Origin of the sequence: Serratia grimesii (genome assembly GCF_900186025.1) — a bacterium.
GTDB lineage: Bacteria > Pseudomonadota > Gammaproteobacteria > Enterobacterales > Enterobacteriaceae > Serratia > Serratia grimesii.
The window spans coordinates 223,143-242,508 of the sequence record NZ_LT883155.1; the positions used below are offsets into that span (position 1 = coordinate 223,143).

The 19,366-nt window shown below is 54.5% G+C and carries 18 protein-coding genes; 12 read left to right on the plus strand and 6 right to left on the minus strand.

Annotation, left to right across the window (positions count from 1 at the left end):
• Positions 1-11: 11 nt before the first annotated feature.
• The 5 genes from dapF to uvrD all read left to right on the plus strand — a co-directional run bounded on the left by dapF (position 12) and on the right by uvrD (position 5,401).
• Positions 12-836, plus strand: a complete 825-nt coding sequence (dapF, locus tag SGBXF1_RS00980) for a diaminopimelate epimerase (protein WP_037426832.1) — start codon at positions 12-14, stop codon at positions 834-836.
• The gene (locus tag SGBXF1_RS00985) at positions 833-1,537 is read left to right on the plus strand and encodes a DUF484 domain-containing protein (protein ID WP_037426835.1); all 705 of its coding nucleotides are present in this window, start codon (positions 833-835) and stop codon (positions 1,535-1,537) included. The genes dapF and SGBXF1_RS00985 overlap by 4 nt, the downstream gene beginning before the upstream one ends.
• Entirely contained in the window at positions 1,534-2,445 is a 912-nt protein-coding gene (gene xerC, locus SGBXF1_RS00990) for a tyrosine recombinase XerC (RefSeq protein WP_061808155.1), read from the plus strand. Before SGBXF1_RS00985 ends, xerC begins: the two co-directional genes overlap by 4 nt.
• Positions 2,445-3,161 carry a 5-amino-6-(5-phospho-D-ribitylamino)uracil phosphatase YigB gene (gene yigB / locus SGBXF1_RS00995; RefSeq protein WP_037426841.1) on the plus strand — a complete coding sequence of 239 codons (717 nt, stop codon included), beginning with the start codon at positions 2,445-2,447 and terminating at the stop codon, positions 3,159-3,161. Before xerC ends, yigB begins: the two co-directional genes overlap by 1 nt.
• A gap of 77 nt (positions 3,162-3,238) precedes the next feature.
• Positions 3,239-5,401 (plus strand): DNA helicase II, encoded by a 2,163-nt coding sequence (uvrD, locus tag SGBXF1_RS01000; protein ID WP_186427696.1) that lies wholly within the window; start codon positions 3,239-3,241, stop codon positions 5,399-5,401.
• A gap of 42 nt (positions 5,402-5,443) precedes the next feature.
• On the opposite strand, the gene SGBXF1_RS01005 is transcribed toward uvrD, so the two are convergent.
• Positions 5,444-5,923 (minus strand): WbuC family cupin fold metalloprotein, encoded by a 480-nt coding sequence (locus SGBXF1_RS01005; RefSeq protein WP_037426845.1) that lies wholly within the window; start codon positions 5,921-5,923, stop codon positions 5,444-5,446.
• Between the two features lie 445 nt (positions 5,924-6,368).
• Between SGBXF1_RS01005 and corA the strand changes: the two genes are divergently transcribed.
• A complete protein-coding gene (corA, locus tag SGBXF1_RS01010; RefSeq protein WP_037426848.1) occupies positions 6,369-7,319 on the plus strand; it encodes a magnesium/cobalt transporter CorA in 951 nt (316 codons plus the stop codon).
• A gap of 110 nt (positions 7,320-7,429) precedes the next feature.
• The gene (locus SGBXF1_RS01015) at positions 7,430-8,488 is read left to right on the plus strand and encodes an AbrB family transcriptional regulator (protein WP_186427697.1); all 1,059 of its coding nucleotides are present in this window, start codon (positions 7,430-7,432) and stop codon (positions 8,486-8,488) included.
• An 8-nt stretch (positions 8,489-8,496) separates the two neighbouring features.
• Here the strand turns inward: SGBXF1_RS01015 and rarD are convergent, their stop codons facing one another.
• Together rarD and SGBXF1_RS01025 are read right to left on the minus strand one after the other, a co-directional pair.
• Positions 8,497-9,384 carry an EamA family transporter RarD gene (rarD, locus tag SGBXF1_RS01020; protein ID WP_037426264.1) on the minus strand — a complete coding sequence of 296 codons (888 nt, stop codon included), beginning with the start codon at positions 9,382-9,384 and terminating at the stop codon, positions 8,497-8,499.
• 64 nt (positions 9,385-9,448) lie between these two features.
• Positions 9,449-9,919 carry a thioesterase family protein gene (locus tag SGBXF1_RS01025; protein WP_037426267.1) on the minus strand — a complete coding sequence of 157 codons (471 nt, stop codon included), beginning with the start codon at positions 9,917-9,919 and terminating at the stop codon, positions 9,449-9,451.
• A 203-nt stretch (positions 9,920-10,122) separates the two neighbouring features.
• On the opposite strand from SGBXF1_RS01025, the gene pldA reads away from it, so the two are divergent.
• From pldA to rhtC, 3 genes are read left to right on the plus strand one after another with little or no spacing between them, the layout of a single operon-like run.
• On the plus strand, positions 10,123-11,001 hold the full coding sequence (pldA, locus tag SGBXF1_RS01030; RefSeq protein ID WP_037426271.1) for a phospholipase A: 879 nt from the start codon (positions 10,123-10,125) through the stop codon (positions 10,999-11,001).
• Between the two features lie 48 nt (positions 11,002-11,049).
• Complete coding sequence (gene recQ / locus SGBXF1_RS01035) at positions 11,050-12,882, plus strand: ATP-dependent DNA helicase RecQ (RefSeq protein ID WP_037426275.1); 1,833 nt, start codon at positions 11,050-11,052, stop codon at positions 12,880-12,882.
• Between the two features lie 12 nt (positions 12,883-12,894).
• Positions 12,895-13,521 carry a threonine export protein RhtC gene (gene rhtC / locus SGBXF1_RS01040; protein ID WP_061808151.1) on the plus strand — a complete coding sequence of 209 codons (627 nt, stop codon included), beginning with the start codon at positions 12,895-12,897 and terminating at the stop codon, positions 13,519-13,521.
• A 52-nt stretch (positions 13,522-13,573) separates the two neighbouring features.
• Here the strand turns inward: rhtC and rhtB are convergent, their stop codons facing one another.
• Complete coding sequence (rhtB, locus tag SGBXF1_RS01045; protein ID WP_186427698.1) at positions 13,574-14,194, minus strand: homoserine/homoserine lactone efflux protein; 621 nt, start codon at positions 14,192-14,194, stop codon at positions 13,574-13,576.
• A gap of 135 nt (positions 14,195-14,329) precedes the next feature.
• Here rhtB and pldB point away from each other — a divergent pair, with 135 nt between their 5' ends.
• Positions 14,330-15,367, plus strand: coding sequence for a lysophospholipase L2 (pldB, locus tag SGBXF1_RS01050; RefSeq protein WP_186427699.1), 1,038 nt, complete (start codon positions 14,330-14,332; stop codon positions 15,365-15,367).
• A gap of 11 nt (positions 15,368-15,378) precedes the next feature.
• Positions 15,379-16,176 (plus strand): sugar/pyridoxal phosphate phosphatase YigL, encoded by a 798-nt coding sequence (gene yigL / locus SGBXF1_RS01055; protein WP_037426288.1) that lies wholly within the window; start codon positions 15,379-15,381, stop codon positions 16,174-16,176.
• Positions 16,177-16,347: 171 nt separating this feature from the next.
• On the opposite strand, the gene glpQ is transcribed toward yigL, so the two are convergent.
• Positions 16,348-17,427: a glycerophosphodiester phosphodiesterase gene (gene glpQ / locus SGBXF1_RS01060; protein ID WP_037426291.1), complete on the minus strand. Its 1,080-nt coding sequence runs from the start codon at positions 17,425-17,427 to the stop codon at positions 16,348-16,350.
• 250 nt (positions 17,428-17,677) lie between these two features.
• The gene (gene glpT / locus SGBXF1_RS01065) at positions 17,678-19,033 is read right to left on the minus strand and encodes a glycerol-3-phosphate transporter (RefSeq protein ID WP_037426293.1); all 1,356 of its coding nucleotides are present in this window, start codon (positions 19,031-19,033) and stop codon (positions 17,678-17,680) included.
• Between the last annotated feature and the right edge of the window lie 333 nt (positions 19,034-19,366).

Sequence of the window (19,366 nt, forward strand, 5' to 3'; positions counted from 1 at the left end):
CGGAGTATGATATGCAGTTCTCCAAAATGCACGGTCTGGGCAACGACTTTATGGTGGTCGATGCCGTTACACAGAATGTCTATTTTTCACCCGAGCTGATCCGCCGTTTGGCCGATCGGCACTTGGGCGTTGGCTTTGACCAGCTGCTGGTGGTAGAACCGCCTTACGATCCTGAACTGGATTTTCACTACCGCATTTTTAACGCTGACGGCAGCGAAGTGGCACAGTGTGGTAACGGTGCTCGCTGTTTCGCCCGCTTTGTGCGGTTGAAAGGGCTGACTAACAAGCGCGATATTCGCGTGAGTACCCAGACTGGGCGTATGGTGCTGAGCGTCACCGATGACGATTTGGTGTGTGTGAATATGGGTGAGCCGAACTTTGATCCTCAGTCGGTGCCCTTTCGTGCGACTAAAGAAGAAAAGACGTACATCATGCGTGCGGCCGAACATACAGTGTTATGCGGCGTGGTGTCGATGGGCAATCCGCATTGTGTTTTACAGGTGGATGATGTAAAAACCGCCAAGGTGGAGTTGCTTGGACCGGTACTGGAAGGGCATGAGCGTTTCCCGGAACGGGCCAATATTGGTTTTATGCAAATTGTCAGCCGTGAGCACATTAAGCTGCGTGTCTATGAGCGTGGCGCTGGCGAAACGCAAGCTTGCGGTAGCGGCGCTTGTGCTGCTGTGGCGGTAGGGATTCAACAAGAATTGCTGTCAGAAGAGGTGCATGTAGAGCTGCCGGGTGGCAGTCTGCATATTCGCTGGAAAGGACCGGGCAGCCCGCTGTTTATGACCGGTCCGGCAACCCATGTATATGACGGATTTATTCATCTATGAAAAGCGTTGAGGACCAGGCTGTCGCAGGCATTGAGCTTGACGATGACGCCGTAATGCAGTTTTTACTGCAAAACCCAGACTTCTTTATCCGCAATGCGCGTTTGGTGGAACAGATGCGCGTTCCCCATCCCGTTCGCGGCACTGTGTCGTTGGTCGAGTGGCACCTGGCCCGCCAGCGTAATCATATCAACCGGTTGGAAGAAGAAATCACGCTGCTGATGGAGCAGGCCAGCGCTAACGAAACGTTGTTTGCCAGCCTGTTGCATTTGCAGGCCAATCTGGCGACCGCCAGTAGCTTGCAGGATATGCTCAATCGTCTGCAACGCTGGGCGCGTGGTTTCGGTTTGGCGGGCGCCAATATTCGTCTGTTTTCCGAAAGCTGGAAAATTGGTGCCCCTTCCGACTTTACACACCTTGGGCTGACGCGTTCGTCGTTTGAGCCGCTGCGTATTCAGCGTTTGGGTGATCAACAACATTTCCTTGGGAGCCTGAACGGTCCCGAACTGTTGCTGTTACTGCCACAGGCCAAGTTGGTCGGTTCGGTTGCGCTGTCGATGTTGGGTGACGATGGTGAGCTGGGCATGGTGATTTTCAGTAGCCGTGATACACAACACTATCAGCAGGGCATGGGTACGGTGATGCTTAATCAGCTGGCGCGTATGTTGCCTGAACTGCTGGAACGCTGGATCGAACGCGCATGATCCCGCTGGCGGCCAGCCTGCAGCAGCCGGTGGACGCTTTCTTGCGTTATCTGAAGGTGGAACGCCAGCTCAGTCCATTGACACAGTTAAGTTATTCGCGCCAACTGCAGGCGCTGATGGTCTTGACGCAAGAGATGGGTGTGACGGAATGGCCAGCACTGGATGCTGCCAAAGTCCGGATGCTGGCAGCGCGCAGTAAACGGGCCGGGTTACAGTCTTCCAGCCTCGCACTGCGCCTGTCGGCGTTGCGCAGTTTTCTCGACTGGCAGGTCAGCCAGGGTATGCTGATTGCCAACCCCGCCAAAGGGATCCGAACGCCACGTAGCGGCCGTCATCTGCCGAAGAACATCGACGTCGATGAAATGAATCAGTTGCTGGATATCGATCTTAACGATCCGCTGGCGGTGCGTGATCGCGCCATGCTTGAGGTGATGTACGGTGCTGGGCTGCGTCTTTCGGAACTGGTTGGACTGGACTGCCGCCATGTCGATCTGGGTGCCGGTGAAATCTGGGTACTGGGTAAAGGCAGCAAGGAACGCAAGCTGCCGGTAGGCCGCACCGCTGTGACCTGGCTTGAACACTGGTTGGCGATGCGCGATCTGTTTGGGCCGTCGGACGATGCCATGTTCTTGTCCAATCAGGGCAAGCGTATCTCGACCCGCAACGTGCAAAAGCGTTTTGCCGAGTGGGGCGTCAAGCAGGGCGTTAATAGCCATATCCATCCGCACAAGCTGCGCCACTCGTTTGCCACCCATATGCTGGAGTCGAGCGGCGATCTACGAGCGGTGCAAGAACTGCTCGGTCACGCCAACCTGACCACGACTCAAATCTACACCCACCTCGACTTTCAACATCTGGCGAACGTGTACGATGCTGCGCATCCACGCGCCAAACGGGGGAAATCCTGATGCATTTTTATCGTCCGCTGCGACCGTTGGCGGCGTTGACCTTTGATCTGGACGACACGCTGTACGACAACCGTCCGGTGATCAAACAGACCGAGCTGCAGTCGGTGGCTTTTTTGCAGAACTATCATCCTGGGTTGAACCACTTCCAGTCGGCGGATTTTCACCGCCTGCGTCAGGAGCTGCGTGAACAGGACCCGGAAATTTATCACGATGTTACCCAATGGCGTTGGCGAGCGATCCATTTGGCGCTGAGCCGTCAGGGGCTGCGTGATACTGAAGCCGCCGACGGCGCGGACGCGGCAATGCAGAACTTTGCGCTGTGGCGTAGTCGTATTGATGTACCTGAAGCGACCCATGCGACGTTGAAAGCCCTGGGTGAACGTTTTCCGCTGGTGGCGATTACCAATGGTAATGCCGATCCGGCCCTGTGCGGGCTGGATAGTTACTTCCAGTTTGTATTGCGCTCAGGGCCGGATGGCCGCGCCAAGCCCTATCAGGACATGTATCAACTGGCCGCCGAGCGGTTAGGGATTGCTCCTCAACATATTCTCCACGTCGGTGACGACTTGACCACTGACGTCGCTGGGGCGTTACGTTCTGGCCTACAAGCCTGTTGGATCAACGACCGCCAACGCAGCCTGATGCAGGCCGCCGATAGCCGTCTGCTGCCACATATTGAGATTTCGCAGTTGGCATCGCTGACAGCATTGTTATAATCCCTGCCAGAACTCTGTATAAATTCCCAGTGGAATCGCGTCTCTGACGCGCGTTCCCTTACCAATTAATGGTGCCTATGGACGTTTCCGATCTGCTCGATAGCCTGAATGAAAAACAACGCGAAGCCGTGGCGGCGCCACGTGGCAACCTGTTGGTACTGGCCGGCGCGGGCAGCGGTAAAACCCGGGTGCTGGTGCATCGCATCGCCTGGTTGCTGTCGGTAGAGAACTGCTCACCGTATTCCATTATGGCGGTGACCTTCACCAACAAGGCGGCGGCGGAAATGCGCCACCGTATCGAACACCTGATTGGCACCAGCCAGGGCGGCATGTGGATTGGCACCTTCCACGGCTTGGCTCATCGGCTGCTGCGCGCTCATCATTTAGACGCCAACCTGCCGCAGGATTTTCAAATTCTCGACAGCGACGACCAGTTACGTCTGCTCAAGCGCATCGTCAAGGCGCTGAATATCGACGAAAAGCAATGGCCGCCGCGTCAGGCGATGTGGTACATCAACGGCAAAAAAGATGAGGGCCTACGCCCGCAGCACGTGGAAACCTATAACAACCCGGTGGAAGCGACCTGGCTGCGTATCTACCAGGCCTATCAGGAAGCCTGTGACCGTGCCGGGCTGGTGGATTTTGCCGAACTGTTGTTGCGTGCCCATGAGCTGTGGCTGAACAAGCCGCATATCCTCAATCATTACCGTGAACGTTTCACCAACGTGCTGGTGGACGAGTTTCAGGATACCAACAGCATTCAGTACGCCTGGATCCGCCTGCTGGCCGGCAACAACAGCAACGTGATGATCGTGGGTGATGACGATCAGTCCATCTACGGATGGCGTGGTGCTCAGGTGGAGAACATCCAACGTTTCCTGAAGGATTTCCCCGGTGCGCAAAGCGTCCTTCTGGAGCAAAACTACCGTTCGACCAGTAATATCTTGAAGGCAGCCAATACTCTTATCGCCAACAACGGCGGGCGCATGGGTAAGAACCTGTGGACCGAAGGTGGGGATGGCGAACCTATCTCAATCTATTGTGCCTTCAACGAACTCGATGAGTCGCGTTTTGTGGTTGGCCGCATCAAGGCTTGGCAGGAGAACGGCGGTGCACTGAATGACTGTGCCATTCTTTACCGTAGCAATGCCCAATCACGCGTACTGGAAGAGGCGCTATTGCAAACGGCCATGCCGTACCGCATTTACGGCGGGCAACGCTTCTTCGAACGTCAGGAGATCAAGGACGCACTGGCTTACCTGCGATTGATCGCCAATCGTAATGATGATGCGGCGTTTGAACGTGTGGTAAATACCCCAACGCGTGGCATTGGCGACCGGACGCTGGACGAAGTACGTCGTACAGCGCGCGATCGCCAACTGACGTTGTGGCAGGCTACCCGTGCCCTGTTGCAGGACAAAGTGCTTGCCGGGCGCGCGGCATCTGCGCTGCAACGCTTTACCGAGCTGGTAGATTCACTGGCGCACGAAACCGCCGATATGCCACTGCACGTTCAAACCGATCGGGTGATCCGCGATTCGGGGCTGTTCATTATGTATGAGCAGGAGAAGGGCGAAAAAGGTCAGGCACGTATCGAAAACCTTGAGGAACTGGTGACGGCAACGCGCCAGTACAGCTATCAGGATGAAGATCAGGATCTGATGCCGCTACAGGCGTTTCTGTCACATGCAGCTCTCGAAGCGGGTGAAGGGCAGGCCGATGCTTATCAGGATGCGGTGCAGTTGATGACCCTGCACTCGGCCAAGGGGCTGGAGTTTCCGCTGGTGTTTATCGTCGGTATGGAAGAGGGGATGTTCCCAAGCCAAATGTCGCTTGACGAAGGCGGCAGGTTGGAAGAAGAGCGCCGTCTGGCCTACGTTGGTTTGACGCGAGCCATGCAGAAATTGACGCTGACCTATGCCGAAACGCGTCGTTTATACGGCAAAGAGGTTTATCACCGCCCTTCACGTTTTATCGGTGAACTGCCGGAAGAGTGTGTGGAAGAAGTGCGTTTGCGCGCCAGTGTGTCGCGGCCGGTGAGTCACCGCCGCATGGGCACGCCGATTAGCGAAAACGACACTGGTTACAAACTGGGCCAGCGAGTGCGTCACCCCAAGTTTGGTGAAGGGACTATCGTCAATCTGGAAGGCAGCGGCGAACACAGTCGGCTGCAGATTGCTTTCCCGGGCGAAGGGATTAAGTGGCTGGTGGCCGCTTACGCCCGTCTGGAAACGGTGTAAGGCCGGTGGTAACAGGGGCGAATTATCGCCCCTATAGTCACATCAAACAGAACGGGTATAGTGATCGCCAACTTGCGCGGTAGCATACCAACGCATCACCGCTTCGGTACCTTCGGCCCCTTCTTGCGGTGCCCACTGCATGCAGTCTTCTTCAGACAGTGGTTGATAAGGCCCTTGTTTCACTTCAAACACCACACCACCGGGATCAACCGACAGTACGGCATGCCAGGTATAAGCCGGCATTTCCAGCACTTTGGTTTCTTCACCGAGCAGGGTGCGTTGGGTAACAACGCCATCTTCGTTAAACTGCAGTACTACAAAGCGGCCGCGCAGCGGGGTTAACAGTTCCCAGGTTTGCGGATGACGGTGTGGGCGGATATAGGTGCCGGGTTCCATGGCAATCGCCAGTCGCTGCACCGGGTCGCTCAACTCGTCGTGTAACGTACGGTGCGCGCGCAGGCGTGCCACTGTAGCGGCCTGTTCACTCATGCTGGTCAGGTCGTGGGCAGTAATTTGTTTCATCGGTAAAGTCCGCAAGCTTATCGTGGCCTAATCTTAGCAACATTATTGGGCGTGGTCAGAGATCGCCGCGACTTTTTCGTTACCCTTTACCACGGATTAAGCCGATTTTACCCTATTCGTCATAGCGATGAATTGTTGCGCAATTATCGTGCCTAACGTGTTGACAGACTTTTTCTTCTCGGCGTAACATGCGCGCACTATTATCAATGAGGACATACGCCTTGGACACACCCAGTAGATACTGGCTCACTGACCTGGACAACAACAGGTACAACTTCTAAGGCTATCCCATTGAGCTGATAGCCTTCGTGGTTGTCGGCGACCTCTTAAGTGTCGCTACGAGTCAGATCCTTCATGGTCTGAAACAAGCTGGTGATGCAACACCCCTCTGTTTCTGTGCTTCCACGCGTTGTTTACCCCTGTCACCCTAAGGGAGTTTTGGCACATGCTAAGCGCGTTTAAATTAGATAACAGCCGCCTGTCCCGTCTGGAGTTGGATGACTCCGATGATCTGACCACGTCACTGTGGGTTGATCTGGTTGAGCCGGAAGAAGGCGAGCGTGAGCGCGTTCAAAGCGAGCTGGGTCAAAGCCTGGCGACACGCCCGGAGCTGGATGATATCGAAGCCTCCGCGCGTTTCTTCGAAGACGAAGACGGTCTGCATATTCACTCCTTCTTCTATTTTGAAGATGCGGAAGATCATGCCGGTAACTCCACGGTAGCCTTCACAATTCGTGATGGCCGTTTGTATACCCTGCGTGAACGCGAACTGCCGGCATTTCGCCTGTATCGCATGCGTGCACGTAACCTGACGATGGTCGATGGCAATGCCTATGAGCTATTGCTGGATCTGTTCGAAACCAAGATTGAGCAGTTGGCCGACGAGATCGAAAACGTCTACAGCGATCTGGAAAAACTCAGCCGAGTGATCATGGAAGGCCATCAGGGCGACGAATACGACGAAGCGCTGTCAACGCTGGCAGAACTGGAAGATATCGGCTGGAAAGTGCGGTTGTGCCTGATGGATACCCAGCGCGCGCTGAACTTCCTGGTGCGTAAAGCGCGGCTGCCGACCGGTCAATTGGAACAAGCGCGTGAAGTGCTACGCGACATCGAATCCCTGCTGCCGCACAACGAATCGCTGTTCCAGAAAGTTAACTTCCTGATGCAGGCGGCGATGGGCTTTATCAATATCGAGCAGAACCGCATCATCAAGATCTTCTCGGTGGTGTCGGTGGTATTCCTGCCGCCAACGCTGGTGGCCTCAAGCTACGGGATGAACTTTGAGTTTATGCCGGAGCTGAAGTGGTCGTTCGGTTACCCTGGGGCTATCAGCCTGATGATCCTGGCGGGGTTGGCCCCCTATCTGTACTTCAAGCGCAAAAACTGGCTTTAACCTGACGGGCGAAACAGTTCGCCCGATATTTCTGCCGTCCCCAACCCTTAGCCTGCTAAATAGGGGTAGAATGCTCCCTCAGCTTATCTGTCCGTAAGGTGTGCGTTTTGATGGAGACGTTCCCCCGCTTGATTCAATGGTCAATCCTGCTGCTGGCTTCGCTGGTGTTGGGGTTTGGCCTGCAAACCTTTCATATTCCCGCTGCGCTGTTGCTGGGGCCGATGATTGTCGGTGTGGCAATGGGGCTATTGGGCGCCACAGTGCGTATTCACAGTGCCCTTTTTATCGCTGCCCAGGCGGTATTGGGCTGCATGATCGCGCAAAGCCTTTCCCCTGCGATTCTCACGCCATTACTTGATGATTGGCCTCTGGTGCTGTTGGTACTGATCGCGACATTGCTGGCGAGTGGTATCTCCGGCTGGTGTCTGGTGCGCTTTAGCAGTTTGCCAGGGCCAACGGGGGCCTGGGGTTCATCGCCCGGTGGCGCGTCGGCGATGGTGGCAATGGCCGGAGATTTTGGCGCAGATGTTCGGCTGGTGGCATTCATGCAGTACTTGCGGGTGCTGTTTGTCGCGACGGCGGCAGCGATCGTGGCACGTATTGGCTTGGGGGATGAAGCGGGCCACGGTAGCGCAGCATTGGAATGGTTCCCGTCGCTGGATTGGCGCTTTCTGGCGACGCTGGGTGTGGCCATTATAGGCGCGTGGTTAGGGCCCCGACTGCGTATTCCCTCTGGCGCATTGCTGCTGCCGATGATCATCGGTGCAGCGCTGCATTCCAGCGGTGCGATGGCTTTGCAGGTGCCGGAATGGCTACTGGCGTTAGCCTACACCCTGATTGGCTGGAGCGTTGGGCTACGTTTCACCCGACCGATATTTTTGTTGGCGCTGCGTACCTTGCCGCAGATGGTTGTGTCGATCGTCGCGCTGATGCTGTTTTGCGGCCTACTGGCATGGATGCTGACGCATTTCTTGCCGGTGGATCTGATGACGGCCTATCTGGCAACCAGCCCTGGCGGGTTGGATACCGTGGCGATCATTGCCGCCGGCAGCCGGGTAGACATGTCTTTTGTGATGGCGATGCAGACACTGCGGCTGTTCACGATTTTGCTGACGGGGCCGGCGATGGCGCGGTTTATTTCCAACCGCGCCGCGCCAGCATCAACCTAGCTTTGGTATCAGCGTAGTTTGCGTTGGGTGTAAAGCGCGTCGAGAATAAACAACAGCAACGCCGCCCAGATAAAGCCGAAGGTCACCAGTTTGTCCTGACCGACGGTTTCACCGTAAAAAGTGACGGCCAGCAGGAACATCAGCGTGGGGCCGAGGTACTGGAAAAAGCCAAGTGTCGACAGGCGCAGACGGGTCGCTGCGGCAGTAAAGAACAGCAGCGGCACGGTGGTGACAATCCCGGCGGCCACCAGCAGCAGGTTTAACGACCAAGGGTTAACGCTCAGGTGACTGGTCGGGCTGTCGGCAAACAGGAACAGATACGCTGCTGCTACGGGCAGTAGCCACAGGGTTTCAATCAGCATACCGGTCTGCGCGTCGATGGCAATTTTCTTGCGCAGCAGGCCGTAGAAAGCGAAGCTGAACGCCAGTCCCAGACCAATAATCGGCAAAGAGCCGAATTGCCATAGCTGAATCAGCACGCCGGCGAACGCCAATGCTACCGCCAGCCACTGCATACGGCGGAAACGCTCCCCCAGGAATAACATCCCCAGCAGAACATTCACCAACGGATTAATGAAATACCCCAGGCTGGCTTCCAGCATATGGTGGTTATTCACCGCCCAGATAAACAGCAGCCAGTTGCCACCGATTAGCAGTGCGGTTACCGCCAGCAGTAGCAGTCGTTTACGGTTGTGGCAGGCGGCCCGCACCTGTGGCCAGTTACGACCCAGCGAGATCAGCGCCAGCATAAAGAAGAATGACCAAATCACCCGGTGAGTCAGGATCTCATCGGCGGGGACCTGTTGAATCAGTTTGAAATAGGCCGGAGCAATGCCCCAAATAAAATAGGCAGCCAGAGCAAAGAAAATGCCCTGCCGCGTTTGCTGTGCGTCCATGACGATACTCAGATGGGTAAAACGGAGGTGCGGTGAGTGTACTCAAGACGCTCACCGCATACAATCACCCGACCAGGTAGGTGGCGGTAGCGCTGGCGATATGCAGGCCATCGTGGTTATGCAGTTCAACGCGGGCGACCGCAACTTTGTTGCCGCTGCGCAAGACGCTAGCCGCAGCCACGAAGTGCTCACCCCGGCCTGGGCGCAGATAGTCAACGCGCAGATCGATAGTTCCCATGCGTGACAGGCGAGTAGCGACTTCTTCTTCGAGTAGTGGATCCAGGCGCATCAGCACACTGCCGGCGCATGCCAACCCTGCGGCGACGTCGAGTACCGAGGCGATTACGCCACCGTGCAGGATCTTCTGGGCGGCGTTACCTACCAACTTGGGTTGGTTGGTGAAACTCAGCTCCACGTAGTCGTCGTCAAAGCGGCGGAGCTCAAGGCCCAGCTCACGGTTAAACGGCATGTGATAAACAAAGATTTCGCCAATTTTCTGGCGTGCGGCTTCGAGCGTCAGTGGTGTGGTAGACATAAATACCCATTCTTGTTCTGTGTAGTAGGGGGACGTTAACTGGTCAGTCCAGGTTAACTGTTTGTTGATATTATGCCTATATTTTGTTGCTTTCCAGACTAATCCAATAAATACACGTCACACTGCTGTAAAACAGCCTTTGTGTGTAAAATGGCCTGTTTTTATTTCAGAGTTTGTCATTTTTTGTTGGGGTGAGGAACGTTATGCGCATTTTGTCAGGGATCGTTTTGGCCACACTGGCAGTGCCGCTGCTGGTTCAGGCGGAAGAAGCCAAAGAGCAGCAAATTCATGATAAACCGGCGGTGCGCGGCAGTATTATTGCCAACATGCTGCAGGATCACGACAATCCATTTACGTTGTACCCGTATGACACCAACTACGTGTTGTACACCGATACCAGCAATATCAACAAAGAAGCCATCAAGTCCTATAACTGGGCCGAAAATGCACGCAAGGATGAAGTGAAATACCAGCTCAGTCTGGCGTTCCCGCTGTGGCGAGGCATTGCCGGCGACAATTCTGTACTGGGGGCGTCTTATACTCAGCGCTCCTGGTGGCAGCTTTCCAACCACAGTGAGTCATCGCCGTTCCGTGAGACCAACTATGAACCACAGGTGTTCTTGGGTTGGGCGACGGATTACAGCTTTGCCGGTTGGACACTGCGCGACGTTGAAGTGGGCCTTAACCACCAGTCCAACGGCCGATCAGATCCCACATCTCGCAGTTGGAACCGAGGTTATGCGCGTTTTATGGCGCAAAATGGCAACTGGCAGGTTGATCTCAAACCCTGGTTCCGTTTCTCGGAAAGCGACAGCAGCGACGATAACCCGGATATCACCAAATATATGGGTTACTACCGCCTGAAAGTCGGTTATGCCTGGGGCGACAGCGTGTTCAGTGTTGATAGTCACTACAACTGGAACAGCGGCTACGGCGGTGCAGAATTGGGCTGGAGCTACCCGATCAGCAAGCACGTGCGTTTCTACACTCAGGTGTTCAGTGGTTACGGCGAATCCTTGATTGATTACAACTTCCGGCAGACACGGGTTGGCGTTGGTGTCATGCTTAACGATATTATGTAATCCGGCCGTCATACAGGCGTCGCTACGCAGCAAAAAATGGGGAAGTGTGTGTCAACCGCAGCAGTGATAAACAAAGAGTTGCTGGCAGAGCAGGTATTACGCGATACCTTCGGCTACCAACAATTCCGACCGGGTCAACAAACGATTATCAACACGGCGATCGGCGGGCAGGATTGCCTGGTAGTTATGCCGACCGGTGGCGGTAAATCGTTGTGCTATCAAATCCCGGCGCTGGTGATGGACGGCCTGACATTGGTGGTTTCCCCGTTGATCTCATTGATGAAAGATCAGGTTGATCAACTGCTGGCTTATGGCGTCTCTGCCGCTTGCTATAACTCGACTCAGACACGCGAGCAACAGCTTGAAGTGATGGCGGGTTGTCGCAATGGCCAGATCAAAATGCTGTATATCGCCCCTGAACGACTGATGATGGACAGTTTTCTCGATCAGCTCGGGGGCTATCCACCGGCCCTGTTGGCGGTGGATGAAGCGCACTGTATTTCTCAGTGGGGCCACGATTTCCGTCCAGAATACCGCGCGCTGGGGCTGCTGAAGCAACGCTTCCCGGATATGCCGGTGATTGCCCTGACCGCGACCGCTGATGAGTCGACGCGTGGTGACATTGTGCGCCTGTTGGCGCTACAGGATCCGCTCGTCCAGGTTAGCAGCTTTGACCGGCCGAACATCCGTTACACGCTGGTAGAGAAGTTCAAACCGCTCGATCAGCTGTGGCGCTTTGTGCAGGACCAACGGGGTAAGAGCGGTATTATTTACTGCAACAGCCGCGCCAAGGTTGAAGACACCACCGCACGTCTGCAAAGCCGTGGCCTAAGCGTGGGAGCCTACCACGCGGGGCTGGACAATGACCGTCGTGCACAGGTGCAGGAAGCGTTTCAGCGTGACGATTTGCAGGTGGTGGTGGCGACCGTTGCCTTCGGCATGGGCATCAACAAACCTAACGTACGTTTCGTGGTTCACTTTGATATTCCGCGCAATATCGAATCTTATTATCAGGAAACCGGTCGCGCCGGGCGTGATGGCCTGCCGGCTGAAGCCATTTTGTTGTATGACCCGGCGGACATGGCCTGGCTGCGTCGCTGTCTGGAAGAAAAACCAGCCGGGCAGCAGTTGGATATTGAACGTCACAAGTTGAACGCCATGGGCGCGTTTGCTGAAGCGCAAACCTGCCGCCGATTGGTGTTACTCAACTATTTTGGTGAAGGTAAACACCAGAACTGCGGCAACTGCGACATCTGCCTGGATCCACCCAAGCGTTACGACGGACTGGAAGATGCACGCAAGGCGTTGTCCTGTGTGTATCGTGTCGGCCAGCGTTTCGGGCTGGGGTATATTGTCGAAGTGCTGCGCGGCTCCAATAACCAGCGTATCCGTGAATATGGGCATGAAAAGCTGCCGGTATACGGCATCGGTCGTGAACAGACCACCGAGCACTGGACGAGCGTACTGCGTCAATTGATCCATCTGGGTTTTATCACTCAGAACATCGCTATGCACTCGGCGCTGCAACTGACCGAGGCCGCACGCCCGGTACTGCGTGGTGAGCTGGAGCTGCAACTGGCGGTGCCGCGTATTCAGAGTCTTAAGGCCCGCAGTAGTGCTAACCAAAAATCTTACGGTGGCAATTACGATCGCAAACTGTTCGCTAAACTGCGCAAGCTGCGTAAATCGATTGCCGACGAAGAAAATATCCCGCCTTATGTGGTGTTTAACGATGCTACGCTGCTGGAAATGGCAGAACAGATGCCAATTAAGGCCGGCGACCTGTTGAGTGTTAACGGTGTTGGTCAGCGCAAGCTGGAGCGTTTTGGTGCCCCGTTTATGGCGATGATCCGCGATCACCTCGATAATGACGAAGATTAAGGGCAATAAATCATGCTGATGTTATTTCTGACCGTGGCGCTGGTGCACCTGATTGCGCTGATGAGCCCGGGGCCGGACTTCTTTTTTGTTTCGCAAACCGCCGCAAGTCGCTCACGTCGTGAGGCGATGATGGGCGTAATGGGCATTTCACTGGGTATCGTGGTGTGGGCGGGTGTGGCGCTGATGGGCCTGCATCTGATCCTGCAAAAAATGGCCTGGCTGCATCAGATTATCATGGTCGGCGGTGGTATTTACTTGTGTTGGATGGGTTGGCAGTTGCTGCGTTCCGCTCGCTCCCAAAATGCCCAGTCAGCACCCTCACCAGAGGTTAACGTGGTCTTACCTAAGCCAGGGCGCAGCTTTATCCGTGGCTTTCTGACGAATTTGTCTAACCCGAAGGCGGTTATCTATTTCGGCAGCGTGTTTTCACTGTTTGTGGGTGACGACGTCGGTGCCGGCGCTCGCTGGGGCTTGTTCTTGCTGATCATCGCTGAGACGTTTGTCTGGTTTAGCCTGGTTGCAGTGGTGTTTGCGCTGCCGGCGATGCGCCGTGGCTACCAGCGACTGGCTAAGTGGATTGACGGGCTGGCGGGCGTGCTGTTTACCGGTTTTGGTTTACACCTGATCTTTACCCGCTAATCACTGCTGCACAGATTTTGAGGGCCGAACAGTCATGTTCGGCCCTTTTGCATTATGCCTTTCTGGCCGTAGCAAGCAGCCCGGCAACCAGAATAAACAGTGAACCGAAAATACGATTCAACAACTGCATCTGGCGTGGTGTCTTCAGCCAACCGGCAATGCGTGTAGCCAGCGTGGCATAACCAATCATCACTATGATATCCACCACTACAGTGGTGACACCCAGCACCAGGTACTGTTCAGCTTGCGGCTGGTTGGGCAAAATAAACTGTGGAAACAGCGCGGCCATAAACACAATGCTTTTTGGGTTGGTCAGATTCACCAGCACCGCACGGCGGAACAGGCGGCGGCGTGGCATCGTACCTGCCAGCGTATGCAGATCCAAAGAGCTGGCGGCGCGCCACTGTTGAATACCGAGCCATACCAGATAGGCAGCACCGAACCATTTCAGCATTTCAAATGCCACCAGAGACTGTGACACCAACGCGCCCAGGCCAATGCCGACCAGAACGATATGCAGACTCAGCCCAACCTGTAAGCCGGCGATCGAGGCCGCCGCGCCACGATAACCGTGGCTGATGCCTGTGCTCATGGTGTTTATCGCCCCCGAACCCGGTGACAGGCTGAGGATAAGGGTTGTTAGCAGGTAGGTTAACCACCAGTCGAAGGTCATCGTAGTGCTCCCTGAAAGCGCCAATTTGTGCCAAAATGGTTCGGTTTTTGTAAGAATTGAATCACAATACGCTAGTATTATTTCTTGTGCCAGAAGTCACATTTTTGCCTCTGGCGGCTCAGGGAAAAGCTCTTGATGACGTCGTTTACTCTCAGCACTGATGACTGGTTAACGCGTGAAACGCAGTTCGCTGCCTTCGCCACCGGACCGCTGCTGGACTTTTGGCGGCTGCGTGAAGAGGGGGAGTTCAGCGGTGTTGGTGGTGTGCCCATCCGTTTCGTGCGTTTCAGTTCTGCACGTCACCAGCGGGTGGTGGTGATCAGCCCCGGCCGCATCGAAAGTTACGTTAAATACCCAGAGGTTGCTTACGATCTGTTTCATTGCGGCTATGACGTCATGATTCTTGATCACCGTGGGCAAGGCCGTTCAGGCCGTTTGCTGGCAGATACGCACCGGGGTCATGTGGTAAACTTTGCCGACTACGTAGACGATTTCGCGCAATTTTATCAGCAAGAAGTGGCACTACGTGGTTACCGGCAACGTTTTGCGTTGGCTCATTCGATGGGCGGTGCGATCCTGGCACAGTTTCTGGTGCGTCAGCCACAGAGTTTTGACGCAGCTGCGTTCTGTGCACCCATGTTTGGTATTTATTTGCCAATGCCGGGTTGGATGGCAAACCGCATCTTAAACTGGGCGGAGAAATATCCGGTTGTGCGCGACTACTATGCAATAGGCACTGGTCAGTGGCGACCACTGCCTTACGTCGTTAACGTATTGACCCACAGCCGGGAACGCTATCGGCGCTGTTTACGTTATTACGCCGATTATCCCGAGTTACAAGTGGGGGGGCCAACCTACCATTGGGTGAGGGAAAGCCTACAGGCTGGGCGGGAAATTATCGCCCAGGCAGCTAAAATAACCACGCCGCTATTATTATTACAGGCTGGGGAGGAACGGGTGGTCGACAACCGTTCCCATCAGGCTTTTTGTCAGGCATTGTCAGATGCGGGCCATCCCTGTGAAGGGGGTAAACCGCGAGTTATCGAAGGCGCACGGCATGAGATCCTGTTTGAGCGGGACGCGATGCGCGCCGAAGCATTGAGCGCAATCCTGCGTTTCTTTGCTCAACACTTAGGTGGTGCCTCTACCGCCGACCACTCCATCAGAGGTTAGAACATACCGCTATGTATCACGTCGTTGCTTCCGATTTAGATGGCACGCTGCTATCACCTGACCACACTCTGTCCCCTTACGCCAAAGAGACGTTGAAGCTGCTGACCCAGCGTGGTGTGCATTTTGTTTTTGCTACCGGCCGTCACCACATCGACGTTGCGCAAATCCGCGATAACCTCGACATCAGCGCTTTTATGATCACCTCTAACGGGGCGCGCGTGCACAACACTGACGGTGAGCTGATTTTCAGCCATAACCTGGCCGAAGACATTGCCCGTGATCTCTACGGTATGTTGCATGATGATGCGGATATCACCACCAACGTATACCGTAACGACGACTGGTTCATTAACCGTGAAAGCCCAGAGCAGGAAGAGTTCTTCCGTGAGTCCGTTTTCCAGTACCAACTGTTCGAGCCGGGCTTGCTGGAAACTGATGGCGTGTGCAAGGTGTACTTCACCTGTGACGATCATGAAAAGCTGTTGCCGCTCGAAGATGCCATCAATGCGCGCTGGGGCGATCGGGTTAACGTCAGTTTCTCGTTCCCAACCTGTCTGGAAGTGATGGCCGGTGGTGTGTCAAAAGGGCATGCGCTGGAAGAAGTGGCCAAGATCATCGGCTATACGCTGAAAGAGTGCATTGCCTTCGGCGACGGTATGAATGACCTGGAAATGCTGTCGATGGCCGGTAAAGGCTGCATTATGCGCGACGCGCATCAGCGCCTGAAAGACAAGTTGCCTGAGCTGGAAGTGATTGGCTCCAACGAAGACGATGCGGTGCCGCACTACCTGCGCAAAATGTATCTCTAACGATAAGGGCGCCTTGCGGCGCCCTGAATTCGAGAACAACGTTGAGATTAAGCTCGAGATACCCGGGCCTAGCGCACCGAGGGGCGCTCCGGCAGTTAAAGTTGCTACGCCCCCTTCGTCACGCTCTCTAATAACGGACTTTATCCGCCACCTGGGAGACGTTGAGCTTTACTACTTGTGCTGGCCCTGCTTTTGCAGGAATTGCACACCCTTGTCAGGGAAGTCGGTGAACACGCCGTCAACGCCTGCTTGGTTGTAAATCACGTCATACAGTTGATTCACGTCGGTGACGTAGTTTGGTAGCGCATCAGCACGGATGGTGAATGGGTGCACTGCCAGTTTATTGGCATGGGCTTCCTTCACCATGTCGGTTAATACCACCTTACCTGGCTTGGATTTCTCCGCCACCACCAGCATGTGGTAGTCCGGTCCGATGCCATCGGCATACTGAGCAATTTGCTTCATCGCGCCCGGCTTGAACATCCAGTCATAGTCGTATTCCACCCACTTACCATCGGCCTTTTGCTCATAGGTTTCCTGCCACTTGTTATAGGCAATCAGTTGGATCAGCTTCAGATCCATACCCATCTTCGGTTCCAACTCGGTTTTAATACGTTTTAGCTCGTTGGCATCAAAGCATTGCAGATAAACGTTGTCATTCTTGCCGGTGTAACCGTACTGCTTCAGTACCGCCAACACTTTGCTGGAGATATCCTTGCCTTCCTGTTTGTGGAACCACGGCGCTTTAATTTCCGGGTAAATACCGATGTTTTTGCCAGTTGAATGGTTCAAGCCCTGCACAAACTCGATCTCTTCCTGGAAGGTATGAACACGGAAGTCGGATTTGCCCATCGGGAAACGACCTGGGTAACCCTGTACTTTTTTGCCGTTTTCGATCTCAAAGCCTTCAGTAAACTTCAGCGACTTAATTTCCGGCAAGGTAAAGTCGATGGCGTAATAGCGACCGTCTTTGCGTGCGCGGTCTGGGAAACGTTCTGCCACGTCAGTGACGCGATCGAGATAGTGGTCATGCAACACCACCAGCTCGTTGTCCTTGGTCATCACCAGATCCTGCTCGAGGAAGTCTGCACCCTGCGCGTAGGCCATGGCCTTCGCCGGCAGCGTGTGTTCCGGCAGATAGCCACTGGCACCACGGTGGGCGATCACTACCTTGTCGGCAGCCTGTGCGGCGCTGACCATTGAGGTGGCCAGGATAATCCCTGTCAGCAGGGCTTTGACTTGAGTCCGCATTCTGTTGTTCTCCATATTCTAGTTCTAGGGGCAGGGGTAGTAAAAAGGCCGCAGTGCGGCCTTTAAGGTTGCTGACAAAGCAGGAAAAAGCGTGTTTTTTCCTGCTTTGTGGTGATCAGCCGAAAATCAATAAATTGATTTTCCTGATGTTTTATTTATCAACCTCTACTTGCTCTGGGCAGGAATGAGGTTCGTCATCAGTCTGAAGGCCGCAATGCGGCCTTTAAATAATGCGAAAGTTGTATGACGTTTAACCGCGTTTGTTGGCAGCGATTTCCGCGTGGTGCTTTTTCTCGCTCATCATGGTCAGTAACAACAGCACAACAGCGCCGATGCTACCGCCAATCATCACCATAAAGCCGCCGTCCCAACCGAAGTAGTCAACGGTATAACCGACGATGGCGCTGGCTGCGACGGAGCCACCCAGGTAACCGAACAGGCCGGTGAAGCCTGCCGCGGTACCAGCCGCTTTCTTCGGCGCCAGCTCCAATGCGTGCAGACCGATCAACATCACCGGACCGTAAATCAAGAAGCCGATGGTGATCATACAGGCCATATCGATGCCAGGATTACCGACTGGGTTGAGCCAGTAAACAACAGTGGCGATAGTCACCAGGGTCATAAAGAACACCCCTGTGGCACCGCGGTTACCTTTGAACACCTTGTCCGACATCCAGCCGCACAGCAGGGTGCCAGGAATACCAGCGTATTCGTACAAGAAGTAGGCCCAGGAAGATTTATCCAGTGCGAAGTGTTTCACTTCTTTCAGGTAGGTCGGCGACCAGTCCAGGATGCCGTAACGCAGCAGGTAAACGAACACGTTGGCCACGGCGATATACCACAGCAGTTTGTTTGGCAGAATGTATTGCATGAAGATCTGCTTAGCGGTTAGTTCTTCTTCTGCTTTATCGCTGTAGTCGTCCGGGTAGTCGTTTTTGTATTCTTCGATCGGTGGCAGGCCACAGGATTGTGGGGTGTCACGCATCAGGGCAAAGGCGATCAGGGCGACCAGGATGGCACCGAAAGCAGGCATATACAGTGCAGCATGCCAGTCGTTGAACCATGCCATACCGAGCAGGAACAACAGTGGCGGCAGACCACCACCTACGTTGTGGGCACAGTTCCAGACCGAAACAATACCGCCACGTTCTTTCTGCGACCACCAGTGCACCATGGTACGGCCACACGGCGGCCAGCCCATTCCCTGGAACCAACCGCACAGGAACAGCAGCACGAACATGACCGCGATGCTAGACGTTGCCCAAGGTACAAAGCCCATGAACAACATCACCGCTGCGGCCAGAATCAGGCCAGCGGGCAGGAATACGCGTGGGTTGGAGCGGTCAGACACCGACCCCATAATGAATTTGGAAAACCCGTAGGCGATAGAAATACCGGACAGCGCGAAACCAAGGTCGCCGCGGCTGAAGCCTTGGTCAATCAAATAAGGCATGGCCAGGGTGAAGTTCTTGCGCACCAGATAGTAGGCGGCATACCCGAAGAAAATCCCCATAAAAATTTGCCAGCGCAATTTACGGTACAGCGGGTCGACTTTGTCGACCGGCACACGGGAAATGTGTGCTGCCGGCTTAAAAATACTCAACATGAGCGCCTCCGATGGCTTTATCTAGTTATCACATCAATATGATCTTGTACGTTCATTTGATGATTGAGCGGATATCGAATGTGGTGTTTTTATGTTCCATAACGAGCGTCATCCTAGTCAAATCAGCCTGGTGTCGCTGTGATGAATGGCGCAATTGTTACACTTTTATGAAACACCGGCGAATTTTGAGCGATTCGTTAACGTTATGAAATAGAAAAACACCCAAAAATCGTGATTATGATCACATTCATGGTTTTTTGTGGACATTTTGCTTTCGTTTATAGTTCGTTATTGTTCCTTATCAAACAAGGACCCCAGTGACTGTGGCCCAAT